Origin of the sequence: Micromonospora sp. KLBMP9576 (genome assembly GCF_050941805.1) — a bacterium.
In the GTDB taxonomy this organism is placed as follows: domain Bacteria; phylum Actinomycetota; class Actinomycetes; order Mycobacteriales; family Micromonosporaceae; genus Micromonospora.
The window spans coordinates 2,810,093-2,824,368 of the sequence record NZ_CP194567.1; the positions used below are offsets into that span (position 1 = coordinate 2,810,093).

Consider the following 14,276-nt stretch of genomic DNA (forward strand, 5'->3'; position numbering starts at 1 on the left):
GCGGAACGGGAGGGCCGGCCCCATGGCGGGCGCTCAGGATGGGTTCGTAGCGTGTGGGCCATGATTCGTACCGCGCACGCCCTGCTCGTCTCCGGCTCCGCCCCCGAGAAGGCCGCGCCGCCCGAGGACGGTCTGGTCGGCTTCGTGATCGGCTTGGTCGAGCGGCTCGGCGGCCCCGGCGCGGGTCTGGCCGTGGCCCTGGAGAACCTCTTCCCGCCGATCCCCAGCGAGGTGATCCTCCCGTTGGCGGGCTTCGTCGCGGGCCAGGGCCGGATGAGCGTGGTCAGCGCGATCTTCTGGACCACCCTCGGTTCGCTGGTCGGCGCCCTCGCGCTGTACTGGATCGGGGCGGCGCTCGGCCGGGAGCGGATCCGGGCGATCGCGCAGCGGCTGCCGCTGGTCAAGCTCAGCGACGTGGACCGCACCGAGGAGTGGTTCCTGCGGCACGGGGTGAAGGCCGTCTTCTTCGGCCGGATGATTCCGATCTTCCGGAGCCTGATCTCCATCCCGGCCGGCGTGGAGCGGATGCCGGTGCTGACCTTCGCGGTCTACACGACGCTCGGCAGCCTGATCTGGAACACCACCTTCGTGATGGCCGGTTACCTGCTCGGCGACAACTGGCACCTGGTCGAGGGCTACGCCGGTGTGCTGCAGAAGGTGGTCATCGTCGCCAGCGTGGCGGCTGCCGGGTGGTTCGTCATCTCCCGGGTCGTCCGGGCCCGGCGCGCCAAGGCAACCGCCGCCGATCCCGACGTGTCGGTCGGTTCCGACCCGTCCGTCGGTTTCGCCCCGTTGCCGCCCGAGGCGGATCCGAGCGGGCGGGGCACGATCTACCGCAGCGCGTACTCGGACGGGTCGGGCGTCGGCCGCGACCGCGACCTGTCGCACTGAGCCGGCGCGGCCACCCCGGCGGGTACGGCCCGGCGGTCACGTTCCCGGCCGGTCGGGGTGATTGTCGGGTTCCGGGTGGGCGGTCCGGCCCGGGCTGGGCGCCGCTGTCGGGGTTCGGGGTGTGACCGGGGGCATCGTGGGGGCGGAATCGTGGCGGGCCGGGGGTCGTTACACCATGGGTACGACCGCAGGAGCCGCGCCGGTGGGCTGGCGGGTCCGGCCCCCGGGGAATGACGGTGGGTGGCGGGTCGTTACACATGGTCCGGCTGACGTGCGGATCCCCCTCCGGGGTTCGGCGGTGTTTGGTCGCTGATTCTTCCTTCGGCGAGGCGTCGGAGAGATTCCCCCCTTGGTTCATTTGAGCGCCTGACGGTGCTTGCATCCGCACGGTTGATCCCGATCCCCCTCGGGTGTGTGTGGTGCCGACCCCCGAATGGAGCACATCTCATGAACACGATCATTCGTAACGGCGTGCTTGGTCTGGCTGGTCTGGCGTTCGCCGGTGGTGTGGCCGCCGGTCCGATGAGCGACACCGCCGCCACGGCGGGTGTGGACACCAGGGCGGTGGCCGTGGCGGTGCGGGCCGACAAGCCGGACATGGGCAAGCTGGTCCCGCATGGTGTGCAGGGTGAGCAGTCGCGTATCGACCTGTCGGACGAGCAGGTCGCGAACGTGAAGGCGGTCATCGCGGCGACGAAGAGGGCCGGTATGGATGAGCGGGCCGCGGTGGTGTCGATCGCGACGGCGTTGCAGGAGTCGAAGTTGGAGAACCTGGGTCACCTGGGTGACCGCAACGACCATGACTCGCAGGGCCTGTTCCAGCAGCGTCCGTCCAGTGGTTGGGGCAGTATCGAGCAGATCACCGACCCGGAGTACGCGACGACGGCGTTTCTGAAGGGTCTGAAGCAGGTTGACGGGTGGCGGGACATGCCGCTGACGGAGGCCGCGCAGACGGTGCAGGTGTCGGCGTACCCGGATCACTACGCGCAGTGGGAGCAGCTCGCCGCCGACCTCGTCGCCGAGCACTGGAACAGCTGACCACGAGCAGTCGAGCCAAACGCCGCTGGCCGGCACCCCGGGTGGGGTGCCGGCCAGTTCCGTGTCCGCCGAGAAGGCCTGCGGGGCCGGAGCCCTGCCGGGCGTACAGTCGGGCCGTGGAGCGCACCGAGAAGATGCCCGCGCGGACCCGGCCACCCGGCGTGGCCGACGCGGATCCCGGCAGCGTCCTGCTGCCGGGCCACGACGTGCCGCTCGGCCGCTACACGACCGTTCGTCGGCTGCTTCCGCAGCGACAGCGGCGGATGGTCGGGGCCTGGTGCTTCGTGGATCATTTCGGCCCGGACGACGTGGCCGAGCGGCCCGGCATGGAGGTGCCGCCGCACCCGCACACCGGGCTGCAGACGGTGACCTGGCTGCTCGACGGGGAGATCCTGCACCGCGACAGCCTCGGCAACGTCCAGCCGATCCGCCCCGGCCAGCTCAACGTGATGACCTCCGGGCGCGGCATCGCGCACTCCGAGCGTTCCCCCGAGCGGCATCCGCCGCTGATGCACGGGGTACAGCTCTGGGTGGCGCTGCCGGACCCGGCCCGCGCCGGGTCCGCCGACTTCGCCCACCACGCCGACCTGCCGCGCTGGCGCGACGGCGAGCTGGACGTCACCCTGCTGGTCGGCGAGCTGGCGGGCGAACGGTCCCCGGCCGTGACGCACACGCCGCTGCTCGGCGCCCAGCTGGAGCTGCACGGGCCCGCGCCGGCCACGCTGCCGCTGCGCCCCGACTTCGAGTACGGGCTGCTGGCCATGTCCGGTGCCGCCGAGGTCGACGGGGTGCCGCTCGCGCCGGGGGCGCTGCTCTACCTCGGCACGGGCCGAAAGCGGCTCACCCTGACCGGCGAGCCGGGGAGCCGGCTGCTGCTGCTCGGCGGGGCACCGTTCGAGGAGCCGCTGGTCATGTGGTGGAACTTCGTGGGTCGTTCGCACGAGGAGGTGGCCGCCGCCCGGGCGGACTGGACGGCCGGGCGGCGCTTCGGCGTCGTCGCCGACGATCCCGCCCCGCCGCTGCCCGCTCCGGCGCTGCCGACCACCCGCCTCAAGGCCCGTGACCGCAGCGGCGGCCTGCGCGGCTGAGCCCGCGCAGGGCAAGCGTGACGGGGCGCGGCGCGGGTAGTCGCCGGCATGCCGACCAGAGTCACCTCCCCAGTCGAGGACCGCAAACGTCTGGCCCGCCGGCTCGCCGGGAGCGGTCGAGGCTTCGCCGAGCAGTACGGCTTCCGGGTGGTCAACAACCCGGCCAGCCTGTTCCAGGTGCTCTGTCTCGCCGTGTTGCTGGCCCGTCGGGGTGACTTCCGGCGCGCCCTGGACAGCGCGCACGCCCTGCCCGCCGCCGGCTGGGACAGCGCCGCCCGGCTGGCTCGTTCCCCGCACGCCGGTCGGGCACGGGTGCTGCGCGACAGCGGCCAGCGTGGCGACGTCGACGCGCTCGCCGACACCCTCGGCGACCTGGCCCGCGCCGTGGTGCAGCGCTACCGGGGGGATCTGCGCCGGCTGCGCGCGGTGGCCCACCACGACCCGGCCCGGGAGCGTGAGCTGCTCACCGAGCTGCCCGGCGTGGACGCCGCGGTGGTGGACCTGTTCCTGCGCGAGGCCCAGGCCCTGTGGCGGGAGGTGGCCCCGGTGGCCGACCGCAGGGCGCTCGCCGCGGCCCGCCGGCTGGGGCTGGGCAGCTCCGCCGACGACCTGGCGGGACTCGCCGGCAGCGGCGAATCCGAACGTCTCGCCTGGTTGGTCGGGGCGCTGGCCCGCGTCGACCTGGAGCGGCGGTACGCGGAGCTGGCCGGCTGACGCCGGGGCCGACGGCCGCGAACCCGCGTGGGGCCGGGCAGGTGGGCTGGCCCACAGTTGGCCGGGAATCAGCCGAACGGATGATGTTTCATCGTATGATGGTCGCGGCACTGACGGCCACCCGGTTCGGGTGGTCATCGATCGCCTGGTGGTCGCGGCCCGGTTCGGGCTCGACCGACCACCGGACAGGTTCTGTGTGGCGCCCCGGCCGCGGTTCGTGGCGGGGGCGCCCACCTGTCCGGCACCGCGCCCCCTTCCCGCCGGCGCCGCCGCTGTTCACTTCGCCAGACCGGCCAGCAGGTTCACCGTGACCGCGATGATGAACGCCCCGAACAGATACGACACCATCGAGTGTCGCAACGCCGTGCGGCGCATCTCGTTGCTGGTCAGCGGCGTGTCGGAGACCTGGAAGGTCGTCCCGACGGTGAACGCCAGGTAGGCGAAGTCCGAGTAGCGGGGCGGCTCCGCCTGGTTGAAGTCGACCCCGCCGTCCGGGCCGGTGTAGTAGATCCGCGCGTACCGGGCGGCGAACACGGTGTGCACCACCAGCCAGGACAGCAGCACGCTCAGCACGCCCAACCCGCCGTAGACGTTGCGGGCGAGCGTGGCGGGCGCACCGTGCACCCGGGTCACCACCACGCCGACGGCCAGCAGGCTGGCCAGGCAGGCGGCGAGCAGCAGCACGTCGCGTGCCGCCCGGTTCGGGTCCTCGTACACCGCCGACCGGGCGGTGCGCCGCGCGTCCATCGGCCACAGCTTGCGCCAGACCAGCAGCAGCCAGCCCAGCGCGGCGGCGTCCCAGCCCGCGAGCGGCGCCAGCGCCGGCGCGGCGGCCAGCCAGGTGAGCCCGCCGACGAGCACGCCGAGCGCACCCATCACGGTGAGCTGGACCCCGGCCGGGCTCAGCCCGCCCGGGCGGCGCGTCGTCATCCGCCGCCGGCGCGGGTGCCGCCGGGCGACCCGGGCACACCCGGACGCGGCGCGCCCGGGGCGGGGCGGCCCGGTGGCGGGAAGCGCCGGTGCCGGGACGCGCCCCGGGCGGTGGACAGCAAGGCTCAGATGCCGCGCAGGTGCTGCGACACCCGCTGGTGCCGCTTGTCGCGGGCCTGCACCGCCCGTTGGGCGGAGCCGACCTCCGGGGCCGCCTCGATGTTCGCGGAACGGGCCACCTCGTTGCCATTGGCGTAGTCGACCGGCGGCAGGGCCCGCAAGGCACGCAGCACGTCCGCGGGGGCGCCCTCCCGTTCGGCCTCGCGCACCACGTCGTCCTTCCCGGCCGGGTAGTCCAGGCTCGACAGGTACTGCAGCACGTCGGCGTAACTCGCCATGGTGTCGGTCCTCCGGGGCATCGATGCGGTCACGACCGGCGGCGGTTACCCGCCCGGCGGGGCGTCACGCGCCGTCCGGCACGGCAATCCGCCGCCGTTTCCCGGCCGCGTCGGCGGGTACGCGCAGGCCCCGACGCAGCCACAGGGGGTACTGATGAACTACGACACCTTCGTCGACCAGGTCGCCCGGCGCACCGCCACCTCCTCCGAGCAGGCGGTGGCGCTGACCCGGGCCACGCTGGAGACCCTCGCCGAACGGCTGACCGGCGGCGAGGCGCTGGACCTGGCCGCCCAACTGCCGAAGCCGTTGCAGCTCGTGTTGAACCCGAGCCCGAGCACCGAGTCGGCGCAGCGGTTCGGGTCGGCGGAGTTCGTCGCCCGCGTCGCCCTGCGGGCCGGGGTGACGGAGCCGGCGGCCCGCGACGCGGCCCGGGCGGTGTTCGTCACCCTGCGGGAGGCGGTCAGCGGCGGGGAGTTCGACGACGTGGTGGTCCAGCTCCCGCGCGACTACCGGGACATGGTCGAGCCCGCGATGGCGCCCGGCGCCACCCTGCGCCGTCCCTGACGCCGTCGACGGCGCAGGCCGGCGGTGGCAGTCAGCCCACGGCGGCGGCGCGCAGGCCGGCGGTGACAGTCAGGCCACAGCGGCGGCGGCGCGCAGGGCGGCGACCCGGTCCGCGGTGAAACCCGCCTCGGCCAGCAACTCGTCGGTGTGCTCGCCCGGCTGCGGCGGCGGGCGGCGCAGCGCGGTGGGGGTCCCGGAGAAGCGGGGCGCGGGGGCCGGCTGGGTCACCCCGCCGTGCCGCACGAAGGTGCCCCGCGCGGCCAGGTGCGGGTGCCGCGGCGCCTCCCGCCAGTCCAGCACCGGCGCCACGCAGGCGTCGGAGGAGGCCAGCAGCGCCGTCCACGCGTCCCGGTCGCGGGTACGGAACAACCGCGCCCACGCCCGGCGCAACGCCGGCCAGTTCGCCGGGTCGGTGCGGTCGGGCGCCTCGTCGGGGGGCAGCGGGAAACCGGTGCGCCGGACGAGTTCGTCGTAGAACCGCGGCTCCAGTGCGCCGACGGCCAGGTAGCGGCCGTCGGCGCACTCGTAGGTGTCGTAGAACGGGGCGCCGCCGTCGAGCAGGTTCACCCCGCGCGCGTCCTGCCACATGCCCAGCCGGCGCAGCGCGTGGATCTGGGTGGTGAGCACCGCCACGCCGTCGACGATGGCGGCGTCGACCACCTGCCCACGCGCCCCGCCGCGCACCGCGTACAGGGCGGAGACCAGGCCGAGGGCGAGCATCATCGCGCCGCCACCGAAGTCGCCCAGCAGGTTCATCGGCGGCACCGGGGGCTCGCCGGCCCGGCCGATCCCGTGCAGCGCCCCCGTCAGCGCCACGTAGCCGATGTCGTGCCCCGCGTACGGGGCCGCCGGGCCGTCCTGCCCCCAGCCGGTCATCCGCCCGTAGACCAGCCGGGGGTTCGCGGCCAGGCAGTGCGCCGGGCCGACGCCGAGCCGCTCGGTGACCCCCGGGCGGAAGCCCTCGATCAGCGCGTCGGCGCCGGCGACCAGGGCCAGCACCACCTCCCGGCCGCCGGGCGACTTCAGATCCACCCCGACGGAGCGGCGTCCCCGGTTGAGCAGATCGGGGTGGGGGGTGCCGAACGCGTCCGGGTCCACGTCCGTGGCCCGGTCCACCCGGATCACGTCAGCGCCCAGGTCGGCGAGCATCATCGCGGCGAACGGGCCGGGCCCGATGCCGGCCAGCTCGATCACCCGCACGCCGGCCAGCGGCCCGGCCGGGACGTCCTCGGTCATCGACACACCTTAGGTGAGGCGCGTTTGTGCCGTAAGGGGTCGGGAACCCGCGCGCCGAGACGCGGGAGGTGGCGTGTGGTCGACGACCGGATCAGGGTGGCCATGCTGCACGGCCCCGGTCGCCCCGACGCCGACGGCGTCAGCGACTACGTGACGCACCTGGTCACGGCCCTGCGTGGCGTGGGCGTGCAGGTGACCCCGGTGCCGGTGCGCCCGGCCGGGGAGCGGGGCCGCTGGGGGGCCGCCACCGCCCGGGCGGCCCGCGAGGTACGCGAGCTGGCGCCCGACGTGGTGCACGTGCAGTTCGCCCCGTCGGCGTACGGGTTCTCCGGGCAGCCCGGGCTGCTGCCGTGGCGGCTGCCCCGCCGGGTGCCGCTGGTCACCACCCTGCACGAGTACGGCTGGTGGGCCAGCCCCGGCTGGCTGCCGGGGCCGATCTTCTCGGCGCTGGAGCGGGCCCGCTGCTGGGACCGGGAATCCGGCCGGCTGGTGCCGGCCAGCGCGGCGGTGATCGTCACGAACCCCGGCCACGGCGACGTGGTCCACGCCCGCACCGGCCGGGCGGCCACGCACATCCCGATCGCCCCGAACGTCGTGGACCACGTGGGCGCGTCCACGCAGGGGTTGCGCCTGCGGGGGGAGCTGGGACTGCCCGAGGGCGCACCGCTGCTGGCCTTCTTCGGTTTCGTGCACCCGGTCAAGGGGCTGCGGTATCTGATCGAGGCGCTGCCCGGGCTGCGCCGCGACCATCCGGACCTGCGCCTGCTGGTGGTCGGCGGGTTCACCTCGCAGGCGCTGCCGGAGCCGCAGGCGCAGGCGTTCCGCGCGGAGCTGACCGGGCTGGCCCGCCGGTGCGGGGTGACCGACGCGGTGACGTTCACCGGGCATCTGCCCGCCGCCCGGGTCTCCGCCGCGCTGCACGCCGCCGACGTGGCGGTGCTGCCGTTCACCGCCGGGGTGAGCACGAAGAGCGGGGCCCTGCTCGCCGCGCTCGCGCACGGCGTGCCGACGGCGGTGACCACGCCCGATCCCGGCGACGACGGGTTGCGCCGCAGCGGCGCGGTGGCGGTGATCGGCGCCCGGCGGGACAGCGCGGCGATCGTGCGTACCGTCGGGCGGTTGCTCGCCGATCCGGTGCTGCGCCGCCGGCTGGCCGAACGCGGGCGGGCCTTCGCCGCCGCGTACTCCTGGCCGAGGGTGGCCGCCGGGCACCGCGACCTCTACGCCCGCGCCCTGGGCCGCCATGTCTGACGGGTACCGGGACATCCTGGTGGTCGACCTGCTCGGCGGCATCGGCGATCTGCTGGTGCTGCTGCCGGCGGTGCACGGGCTGGCCCGCCGCAACCCCGGCGCGCGGCTGCGGGTGCTCACCCACGACCCGGGGGCCGACCTGCTGCGCGCCGACCCCGCCGTCGCCGAGGTGCGCACCCCCCGGCACGGCCGGCCGGGCGCCGAGCGGGCGGCGGTCGTCGAGGCGCTCGCGGCGGCCCGGCCGGACCTGGCGGTCAGCACCACCCGCTACGACGGCATCGCGGAGCTGCTGGAGGCCGGTGCCGGGCGGGCCGTGACGAACCTGTGGCGCGATCCGCCGCCGCAGCAGCCGGTCGGCGAGCGCTACCTGGAGATCCTGCGCGCCGAGGGGCTGCTCGGCGCGGACGGTCCGCCCGCCCGGCCCCGGGTGCACCTGCCCGGCGCGGCCCGGCGGGCGGGGGAGCGGGTGGTGCGGCGGCTGGTGGGGGAGGCCCCCGCGCCGCCGGTGGTGCTGGTCACCGACGCGGGGATGGCGGTCAAGCGCTGGCCCCGGCGGCGCTGGCGGGCGCTGGCCGGGGCGCTGGCCCGGCGGGGGCATCCGGTGCTGACGGCCGGCGCGGTCGATCCCGGGGCGCCGCTCGGGGTGCCGCTGCCCCGCGCCGACCTGCCCACCCTCGCCGGGCAGTTCGCGGCGGTGGGCCGGCGTGGCGGGGTGGTGCTCGGTGCGGACACCGGGCCGGTGCGGCTCGCCGCCGCCGCCGGCGCGGCGACGGTGGCGCTGTTCGGGCCGACGCACGCCCGGCGCTACGGGATGGGCGGCATCGACCTGCAGGGCCTGCCGGAGTGCGTGCACCGGCGCCCGACCGCCATCACGGAGCAGCCCTGCTGGTGGGAGGCCCGCTGCCCGCTCGACGCGGCCGGCCCGGCGTGCATGGCCGACCTCGACGTGGCCGCGGTGCTCGCCGCCGTCACCGCCCACCGACCGCTGCCCGCGCCCGCGGACATCGACCCCCGCTGAGCCGCTCCGCCCCGGCGCCGGTCGGGGGCGGCGGGGGCGGGCACGCCCGCTCTGGCGTGCCCGTTTGCCGAGCCCTCTGGCCTGCCCTAACCTTGTCGCGACGAGGGGAGTACTTCCCACGAGTCATCCCGGTCAGTACGGCGTGCCCGGCGCACGCCTCGGGTGGCTGCCCACGCAAACGTGGGTGAAGGAGACCTCGAACATGACAGGGTGTTCGAGGAGGCTCCATGTCCGATTTGCCATATCTAGCTGCCACTGAGCTCCAGTCGGTCGGCACGCCCACGCTGTGGGCGGTCACCATCGCCGGCGTACTGGCGCTGCTCGTGCTGGATTTCCTGGTCACCCGCCGACCCCACGAGGTGTCGATGCGGGAGGCGCTGGGCTGGTCCGCCTTCTACATCGCCCTACCGCTGGCGTTCGGCGCCTGGGTCTGGTCCCGCTACGGCTCCCAGCAGGGTGTGGAATACCTCACCGGCTACCTGGTGGAGAAGTCCCTCTCGGTCGACAACCTGTTCGTCTTCATGCTGCTGCTGGCCGCGTTCGCGGTGCCGGCCGTGCTGGCCCAGCGGGTGCTGCTCTACGGCATCACCGGCGCGCTGGTGCTGCGGGCGATCTTCATCGCCGTCGGGGCGGCGGCCCTGCAGACCCTCGACTTCGCCTTCCTGCTCTTCGCGATCATCCTGCTGCTCACGGCGGCGAAGTTGCTGCGCGACGCCCTCACCGGGCACGAGCAGGAAGTCGACATCAACAACATGCGCTCGGTGAAGCTGCTGCGCAGGTTCATGCCGGTCACCGAGGAATACCAGGGCACGAAGATGATCGTCCGCCTCGACGGGCGGCGGACGCTCACCCCGCTCGCCCTCGTGGTGGTCGCGGTGCTCGCCACCGACATCGTCTTCGCCGTCGACTCCGTGCCCGCCGTATACGGCATCACCGAGGATCCGTACCTGGTGTTCGCGACCAACGCGTTCGCCCTGCTGGGGTTGCGGGCGCTCTACTTCGTGCTGCACGCCGCGCTCAGCCGCCTGGTGCACCTCAGCTACGGCCTGGCGGTCATCCTGGCCTTCATCGGCCTCAAGCTCGGCCTGCACTGGGCGCACGGCATCTGGCCCGGCGTGCCGGAGATCCCGACCCTCGCCTCCCTGGGCGTCATCATCGGCGTGCTGGTCGTCGTCACCCTCACCAGCCTGCGCGCCACCAGCAAGAGCGACGGTGACGAGAAGGAGGTCGTCGTCGAGCGGCACTGAGGCGTCACCCGTCGTGGTGCGGTTGCCACCGACCGAGCCTCGCCGCCGCACCCGCGGTGGTACGACTGACGGGTGGGAATCGTGTCACCGGGCTTCCAGGGCCGGCCCCGCTCCGCGGAGCCGGCCCTGCCGCCGGGCGGGCCCACTCGTGCGGCGGCTACACCACTGACCTTCCGCTGGCCGACCTGCGTGGGCGACCACGGACGGTGGGCGACAACGGCACCCGCCGGGGCCGGGGCCGGCCGCGCGACGGGTTCACCCGGAGCGGGTGATGACGCCAAGCGATGATCTCCCTACGCTGGGATCATGGCTGTCGTGCGTCCGACCCCCGCCGACCCCACGCCGGGCCTGCGGGCCGCCGCCGCGGACCTCGGCGACGAGCGGGCCATGCCGCCCGAGCTGGGCCCGGACTCCATCGCCGTGCTCAGCGGCCCCACCTTCATGTACTCCGACTCGCGTGGGGACGTGCCGCCGGGCAGCATCGGCGGCCTCGTGCACCTGGACACCCGGCTGCTCAGCGGCTGGGTGCTCACCATCAACGGCGAGCGGCTGCTGCTGTTGCGTGCCGAGACCGGCGAGCACTACTCGGCGCAGTACGTGCTGACCAACCCGGCCCAGCCCGGCCTGTCGCCGGACACCCTGGGCCTGCGCCGGCTGCGGTACGTCGGCGACGGCTTCCACGAGCGGGTGGAGCTGGTGTCCTTCCGGCCGGAGCCGATCCGCCTGGAGCTGCGGTTGGCCGTGGCCGTCGACTTCGCCGACCTCTTCGAGGTCAAGTCCGGCGTCCGGGACCGCTCCGCGGACATCACCCGCAGCCACGCGCCGGACGGTTCGGAGCTGTGCTTCACCTGCGCCCGGGGGGACTTCTCCGCCGAGACCCGGGTGCGTTGCTCCCGCCCGGCCGACCGGGTCGAGGGCGACGAACTGGTCTGGGACATCAGCCTGCCCGCCCGGCAGGAGTGGCAACTCGACCTGCGCGTGCCGCTGCCGCCGGGGATGGGGGTGGTGGAGCCGGTGCGCGGCGACATCGCCGACGTGTTCCACGGGCGGGCCGACGACCCGGTGCGGCGCTGGGCCGTCGGGCGGGCGTCGCTGCGCAGCGACAACCAGGCGTTGGACCGGACGATCCGGCAGAGCCGCGACGACCTGGCGGCCCTACGGCTGGACCTGGAGGTCAAGGGGCAGCGGATCATGCTCCCGGGCGCCGGCCTGCCCTGGTTCCTCTCCGTCTTCGGCCGCGACACCCTGATCACCGCGTACCAGACGCTGGTCGGTGGGCCGTCGCTGGCCAAGGGCGCGCTGCTCGCGCTGGCCCGGTTGCAGGGCGAGCGCTGCGACGACTTCACCGACGAGGAACCCGGCAAGATCCTGCACGAGGTACGCAGCGGCGAGCTGACCCGCACCGGGGCGAAGCCGTACGGGCCGTACTACGGCTCGGCGGACGCCACCCAGCTCTGGTTGGTGCTGCTGTCGGAGTACTGGCGGTGGACCGGCGACGACGAGACCGTCCGTTTCCTGCGCGGCAACGCGCTCGCCGCGCTGCACTGGATCGACCGGTACGGCGACCACGACGGCGACGGCTACGTCGAGTACGCCACGCGCTCGCCGGAAGGGCTCGGCAACCAGTGCTGGCGCGACTCGCCGGACGGGGTCTGCTTCGCCGACGGCCGGCTTCCGGTGCTGCCGATCGCCACCTGCGACCTGCAGGGCTACGTCTACGACGCGAAGCTGCGGCTGGCCGAGCTGGCCGACGGCCCGCTCACCGATCCGGATCTGGCCCGTCGGCTGCGCGGCGAGGCCGCCGCCCTGTACGAGCGGTTCAACCGCGACTTCTGGATCGACGAGCGGGGCGGCTTCTACGCGGTCGGGCTGGACGGCGACAAGAACCCGATCGACTCGAAGACCTCGAACATGGGGCACCTGCTCTGGAGCGGGATCGTGCCGCCGGAGCGGGCCGGGACGGTCGTGCGGCAGTTGATGGCCGAGGACATGTTCTCCGGCTGGGGGATCCGTACCCTCTCCGGGCAGGAGCACAGTTACAACGCCCTCGGCTACCACCTGGGTACCGTCTGGCCGCACGACAACTCGCTGGCGGCGCTCGGCATGGCCCGCTACGGCTACCGGGCGGAGGCGAACCGGATCAGCCTGGCCATGCTCGACGCCGCCGAGCAGTTCGGTCACCGGTTGCCGGAGGCGATCAGCGGGTTCCGGCGGGAGCGGTTGATCTTCGCCGTCCCGTACCCGACGGCGTGCAGCCCGCAGGCGTGGGCGACGGGCACGCCGCTGGCGTTGGTCCGGGCGATGCTCGGCGTCAACCCGGTGGACGGTCGGCTGGTCCTCGACCCCGACATCCCGCCCGAGATCGGGCGGATCGTGGCCGACCGGGTGCGGGCGTTCGGGCACTGCTGGGAGGTGGAGGCCGTCGGGCGCACCGGGCACGTCCGCCTGGCGCAGTGCTGAGGGGGTAGTCGTCCGACCCGCCACGTTTGTCCTGGCAGCGGGTGGGAACGGGGCCGGAATGACGAAACCTCGTGTGGTGATCGTGGGGGCCGGGTTCGCCGGTTACCACGCGGCGAAGACGTTGAGCCGGCTGGCCCGGGGCCGCGCCGAGATCGTGGTGTTGAACTCCACCGACTACTTCCTCTACCTGCCGCTGCTGCCCGAGGTGGCCGCCGGTGTCGTCGAGCCCCGCCGGATCGCCGTGCCGCTGACCGGGACGCTCGACGGGGTGCGGGTGCTCATCGGCGAGGCCGACCACGTCGACCTGCAGAACCGCTGGGTCGGCTTCACCCAGCCCGAGGGGGACCGCAACCGGATCGCGTACGACCGGCTGGTGCTCGCCGTCGGCAGCGTCAACAAGCTGCTGCCGATCCCCGGCGTGACCGAGTACGCCCACGGCTTCCGCGGCCTGCCCGAGGCCCTCTACCTGCACGACCACGTGATCCGGCAGATCGAGCTGGCCGAGCAGACCGAGGACCCGGCCGAGCAGCAGGCCCGCGCCACCTTCGTGGTCGTCGGCGCCGGCTACACCGGCACCGAGGTGGCCGCGCACGGCCAGCTCTTCACCGACGAACTGCTCTCCCAGCGCCCCCGACTCAAGATCCGCCCGAAGTGGATGCTGCTGGACGTCGCGCCCCGGGTCCTGCCGGAGCTGGACAAGCGGATGTCCACCACCGCCGACCGGGTGCTGCGCCGCCGGGGCGTGGACGTGCGGATGGGCACCTCCGTGGCCGAGGCCACCGCCGACGGGGTCAAGCTCACCGACGGGGAGTACGTGCCCACCTGCACCCTGGTGTGGTGCGTCGGCGTGCGTCCCGACCCGTTCGTCGCCGAGCTGGGCCTGCGTACCGAGCGGGGTCGTCTGGTCGTCGACGAGTACCTCAACGTCCCCGGCTTCCCCGAGGTGTACGCCTGCGGCGACGCCGCCGCCGTGCCGGATCTGGCCCGCCCCGGGGAGATCTGCACCATGACCGCGCAGCACGCGCAGCGGCAGGGCAAACTGGTCGCGCACAACATCGCCGCCGCCTACGGGCACGGTCGGCGCAGACCCTACAAGCACCACGACCTGGGCTGGGTCGTCGACCTGGGTGGCAAGGACGCGGCGGCGAACCCGCTGAAGGTGTCGCTGTCCGGGCTGCCGGCCAAGGCGGTCACGCGCGGCTACCACCTGCTGGCGATGCCGGGCAACCGGGCCCGGGTGAGCGCCGACTGGATGCTCGACGCCGCGCTGCCGCGCCCGGCGGCGCAGCTCGGCCTGGTCCCGGCCAACGCGGTGCCCCTGGAAAGCTCCTCGCCGGAGGTGGCCGTCCGGGCCCGCTGACGAAGCCTGGGTGGGCCGGCCCTGCGAACGCGTTTCCAGATCATTGGTACGCCGTCGGCGCGCGAGCCCACAGCCGGCGA

At 74.3% G+C, this 14,276-nt stretch carries 13 protein-coding genes; 10 read left to right on the top strand and 3 right to left on the bottom strand.

The window, feature by feature from the left end; genetic code table 11:
- Positions 1-60 precede the first annotated feature (60 nt).
- From ACQ452_RS12535 to ACQ452_RS12550, 4 genes are all read left to right on the top strand, one after another.
- Positions 61-891, top strand: coding sequence for a DedA family protein (locus ACQ452_RS12535; protein WP_433393326.1), 831 nt, complete (start codon positions 61-63; stop codon positions 889-891).
- A gap of 447 nt (positions 892-1,338) precedes the next feature.
- Positions 1,339-1,929: a hypothetical protein gene (locus tag ACQ452_RS12540; protein WP_433393327.1), complete on the top strand. Its 591-nt coding sequence runs from the start codon at positions 1,339-1,341 to the stop codon at positions 1,927-1,929.
- Positions 1,930-2,045: 116 nt separating this feature from the next.
- Positions 2,046-3,017, top strand: a complete 972-nt coding sequence (locus ACQ452_RS12545) for a pirin family protein (protein ID WP_433393329.1) — start codon at positions 2,046-2,048, stop codon at positions 3,015-3,017.
- Between the two features lie 48 nt (positions 3,018-3,065).
- Positions 3,066-3,731, top strand: a complete 666-nt coding sequence (locus ACQ452_RS12550) for a hypothetical protein (protein WP_433393330.1) — start codon at positions 3,066-3,068, stop codon at positions 3,729-3,731.
- 276 nt (positions 3,732-4,007) lie between these two features.
- Here ACQ452_RS12550 and ACQ452_RS12555 read toward each other — a convergent pair whose 3' ends face one another.
- Together ACQ452_RS12555 and ACQ452_RS12560 are read right to left on the bottom strand one after the other, a co-directional pair.
- The gene (locus ACQ452_RS12555) at positions 4,008-4,661 is read right to left on the bottom strand and encodes a DUF1345 domain-containing protein (RefSeq protein ID WP_433393331.1); all 654 of its coding nucleotides are present in this window, start codon (positions 4,659-4,661) and stop codon (positions 4,008-4,010) included.
- A gap of 125 nt (positions 4,662-4,786) precedes the next feature.
- Positions 4,787-5,059, bottom strand: coding sequence for a DUF2795 domain-containing protein (locus ACQ452_RS12560; RefSeq protein ID WP_433393332.1), 273 nt, complete (start codon positions 5,057-5,059; stop codon positions 4,787-4,789).
- A 154-nt stretch (positions 5,060-5,213) separates the two neighbouring features.
- Here ACQ452_RS12560 and ACQ452_RS12565 point away from each other — a divergent pair, with 154 nt between their 5' ends.
- Positions 5,214-5,624 carry a DUF2267 domain-containing protein gene (locus tag ACQ452_RS12565; RefSeq protein WP_433393333.1) on the top strand — a complete coding sequence of 137 codons (411 nt, stop codon included), beginning with the start codon at positions 5,214-5,216 and terminating at the stop codon, positions 5,622-5,624.
- Between the two features lie 69 nt (positions 5,625-5,693).
- Here ACQ452_RS12565 and ACQ452_RS12570 read toward each other — a convergent pair whose 3' ends face one another.
- The gene (locus ACQ452_RS12570; protein ID WP_433393335.1) at positions 5,694-6,860 is read right to left on the bottom strand and encodes a CaiB/BaiF CoA transferase family protein; all 1,167 of its coding nucleotides are present in this window, start codon (positions 6,858-6,860) and stop codon (positions 5,694-5,696) included.
- Between the two features lie 75 nt (positions 6,861-6,935).
- Between ACQ452_RS12570 and ACQ452_RS12575 the strand changes: the two genes are divergently transcribed.
- The 5 genes from ACQ452_RS12575 (at position 6,936) to ACQ452_RS12595 (ending at position 14,196) form a co-directional block, all read left to right on the top strand.
- Positions 6,936-8,111 carry a glycosyltransferase gene (locus ACQ452_RS12575; RefSeq protein ID WP_433393337.1) on the top strand — a complete coding sequence of 392 codons (1,176 nt, stop codon included), beginning with the start codon at positions 6,936-6,938 and terminating at the stop codon, positions 8,109-8,111.
- The gene (locus ACQ452_RS12580; RefSeq protein ID WP_433393339.1) at positions 8,104-9,129 is read left to right on the top strand and encodes a glycosyltransferase family 9 protein; all 1,026 of its coding nucleotides are present in this window, start codon (positions 8,104-8,106) and stop codon (positions 9,127-9,129) included. Before ACQ452_RS12575 ends, ACQ452_RS12580 begins: the two co-directional genes overlap by 8 nt.
- Before the next feature lie 227 nt (positions 9,130-9,356).
- Positions 9,357-10,376: a TerC/Alx family metal homeostasis membrane protein gene (locus ACQ452_RS12585; protein WP_433393341.1), complete on the top strand. Its 1,020-nt coding sequence runs from the start codon at positions 9,357-9,359 to the stop codon at positions 10,374-10,376.
- A gap of 306 nt (positions 10,377-10,682) precedes the next feature.
- The gene (locus ACQ452_RS12590) at positions 10,683-12,836 is read left to right on the top strand and encodes an amylo-alpha-1,6-glucosidase (RefSeq protein WP_433393343.1); all 2,154 of its coding nucleotides are present in this window, start codon (positions 10,683-10,685) and stop codon (positions 12,834-12,836) included.
- Between the two features lie 58 nt (positions 12,837-12,894).
- Positions 12,895-14,196 (top strand): NAD(P)/FAD-dependent oxidoreductase, encoded by a 1,302-nt coding sequence (locus ACQ452_RS12595; protein WP_433393345.1) that lies wholly within the window; start codon positions 12,895-12,897, stop codon positions 14,194-14,196.
- Positions 14,197-14,276 lie beyond the last annotated feature (80 nt).

Bases quoted from the DNA above. Each gene is read 5' to 3' on its own strand.
- ACQ452_RS12540 (WP_433393327.1), top strand. From the start codon at position 1,339: ATGAACACGATCATTCGTAACGGCGTGCTTGGTCTGGCTGGTCTGGCG.
- ACQ452_RS12565 (WP_433393333.1), top strand. From the start codon at position 5,214: ATGAACTACGACACCTTCGTCGACCAGGTCGCCCGGCGCACCGCCACC.
- ACQ452_RS12570 (WP_433393335.1), bottom strand. From the start codon at position 6,860: ATGACCGAGGACGTCCCGGCCGGGCCGCTGGCCGGCGTGCGGGTGATC.
- ACQ452_RS12535 (WP_433393326.1), top strand. From the start codon at position 61: ATGATTCGTACCGCGCACGCCCTGCTCGTCTCCGGCTCCGCCCCCGAG.
- ACQ452_RS12595 (WP_433393345.1), top strand. From the start codon at position 12,895: ATGACGAAACCTCGTGTGGTGATCGTGGGGGCCGGGTTCGCCGGTTAC.
- ACQ452_RS12550 (WP_433393330.1), top strand. From the start codon at position 3,066: ATGCCGACCAGAGTCACCTCCCCAGTCGAGGACCGCAAACGTCTGGCC.
- ACQ452_RS12560 (WP_433393332.1), bottom strand. From the start codon at position 5,059: ATGGCGAGTTACGCCGACGTGCTGCAGTACCTGTCGAGCCTGGACTAC.
- ACQ452_RS12585 (WP_433393341.1), top strand. From the start codon at position 9,357: ATGTCCGATTTGCCATATCTAGCTGCCACTGAGCTCCAGTCGGTCGGC.
- ACQ452_RS12580 (WP_433393339.1), top strand. From the start codon at position 8,104: ATGTCTGACGGGTACCGGGACATCCTGGTGGTCGACCTGCTCGGCGGC.
- ACQ452_RS12555 (WP_433393331.1), bottom strand. From the start codon at position 4,661: ATGACGACGCGCCGCCCGGGCGGGCTGAGCCCGGCCGGGGTCCAGCTC.
- ACQ452_RS12590 (WP_433393343.1), top strand. From the start codon at position 10,683: ATGGCTGTCGTGCGTCCGACCCCCGCCGACCCCACGCCGGGCCTGCGG.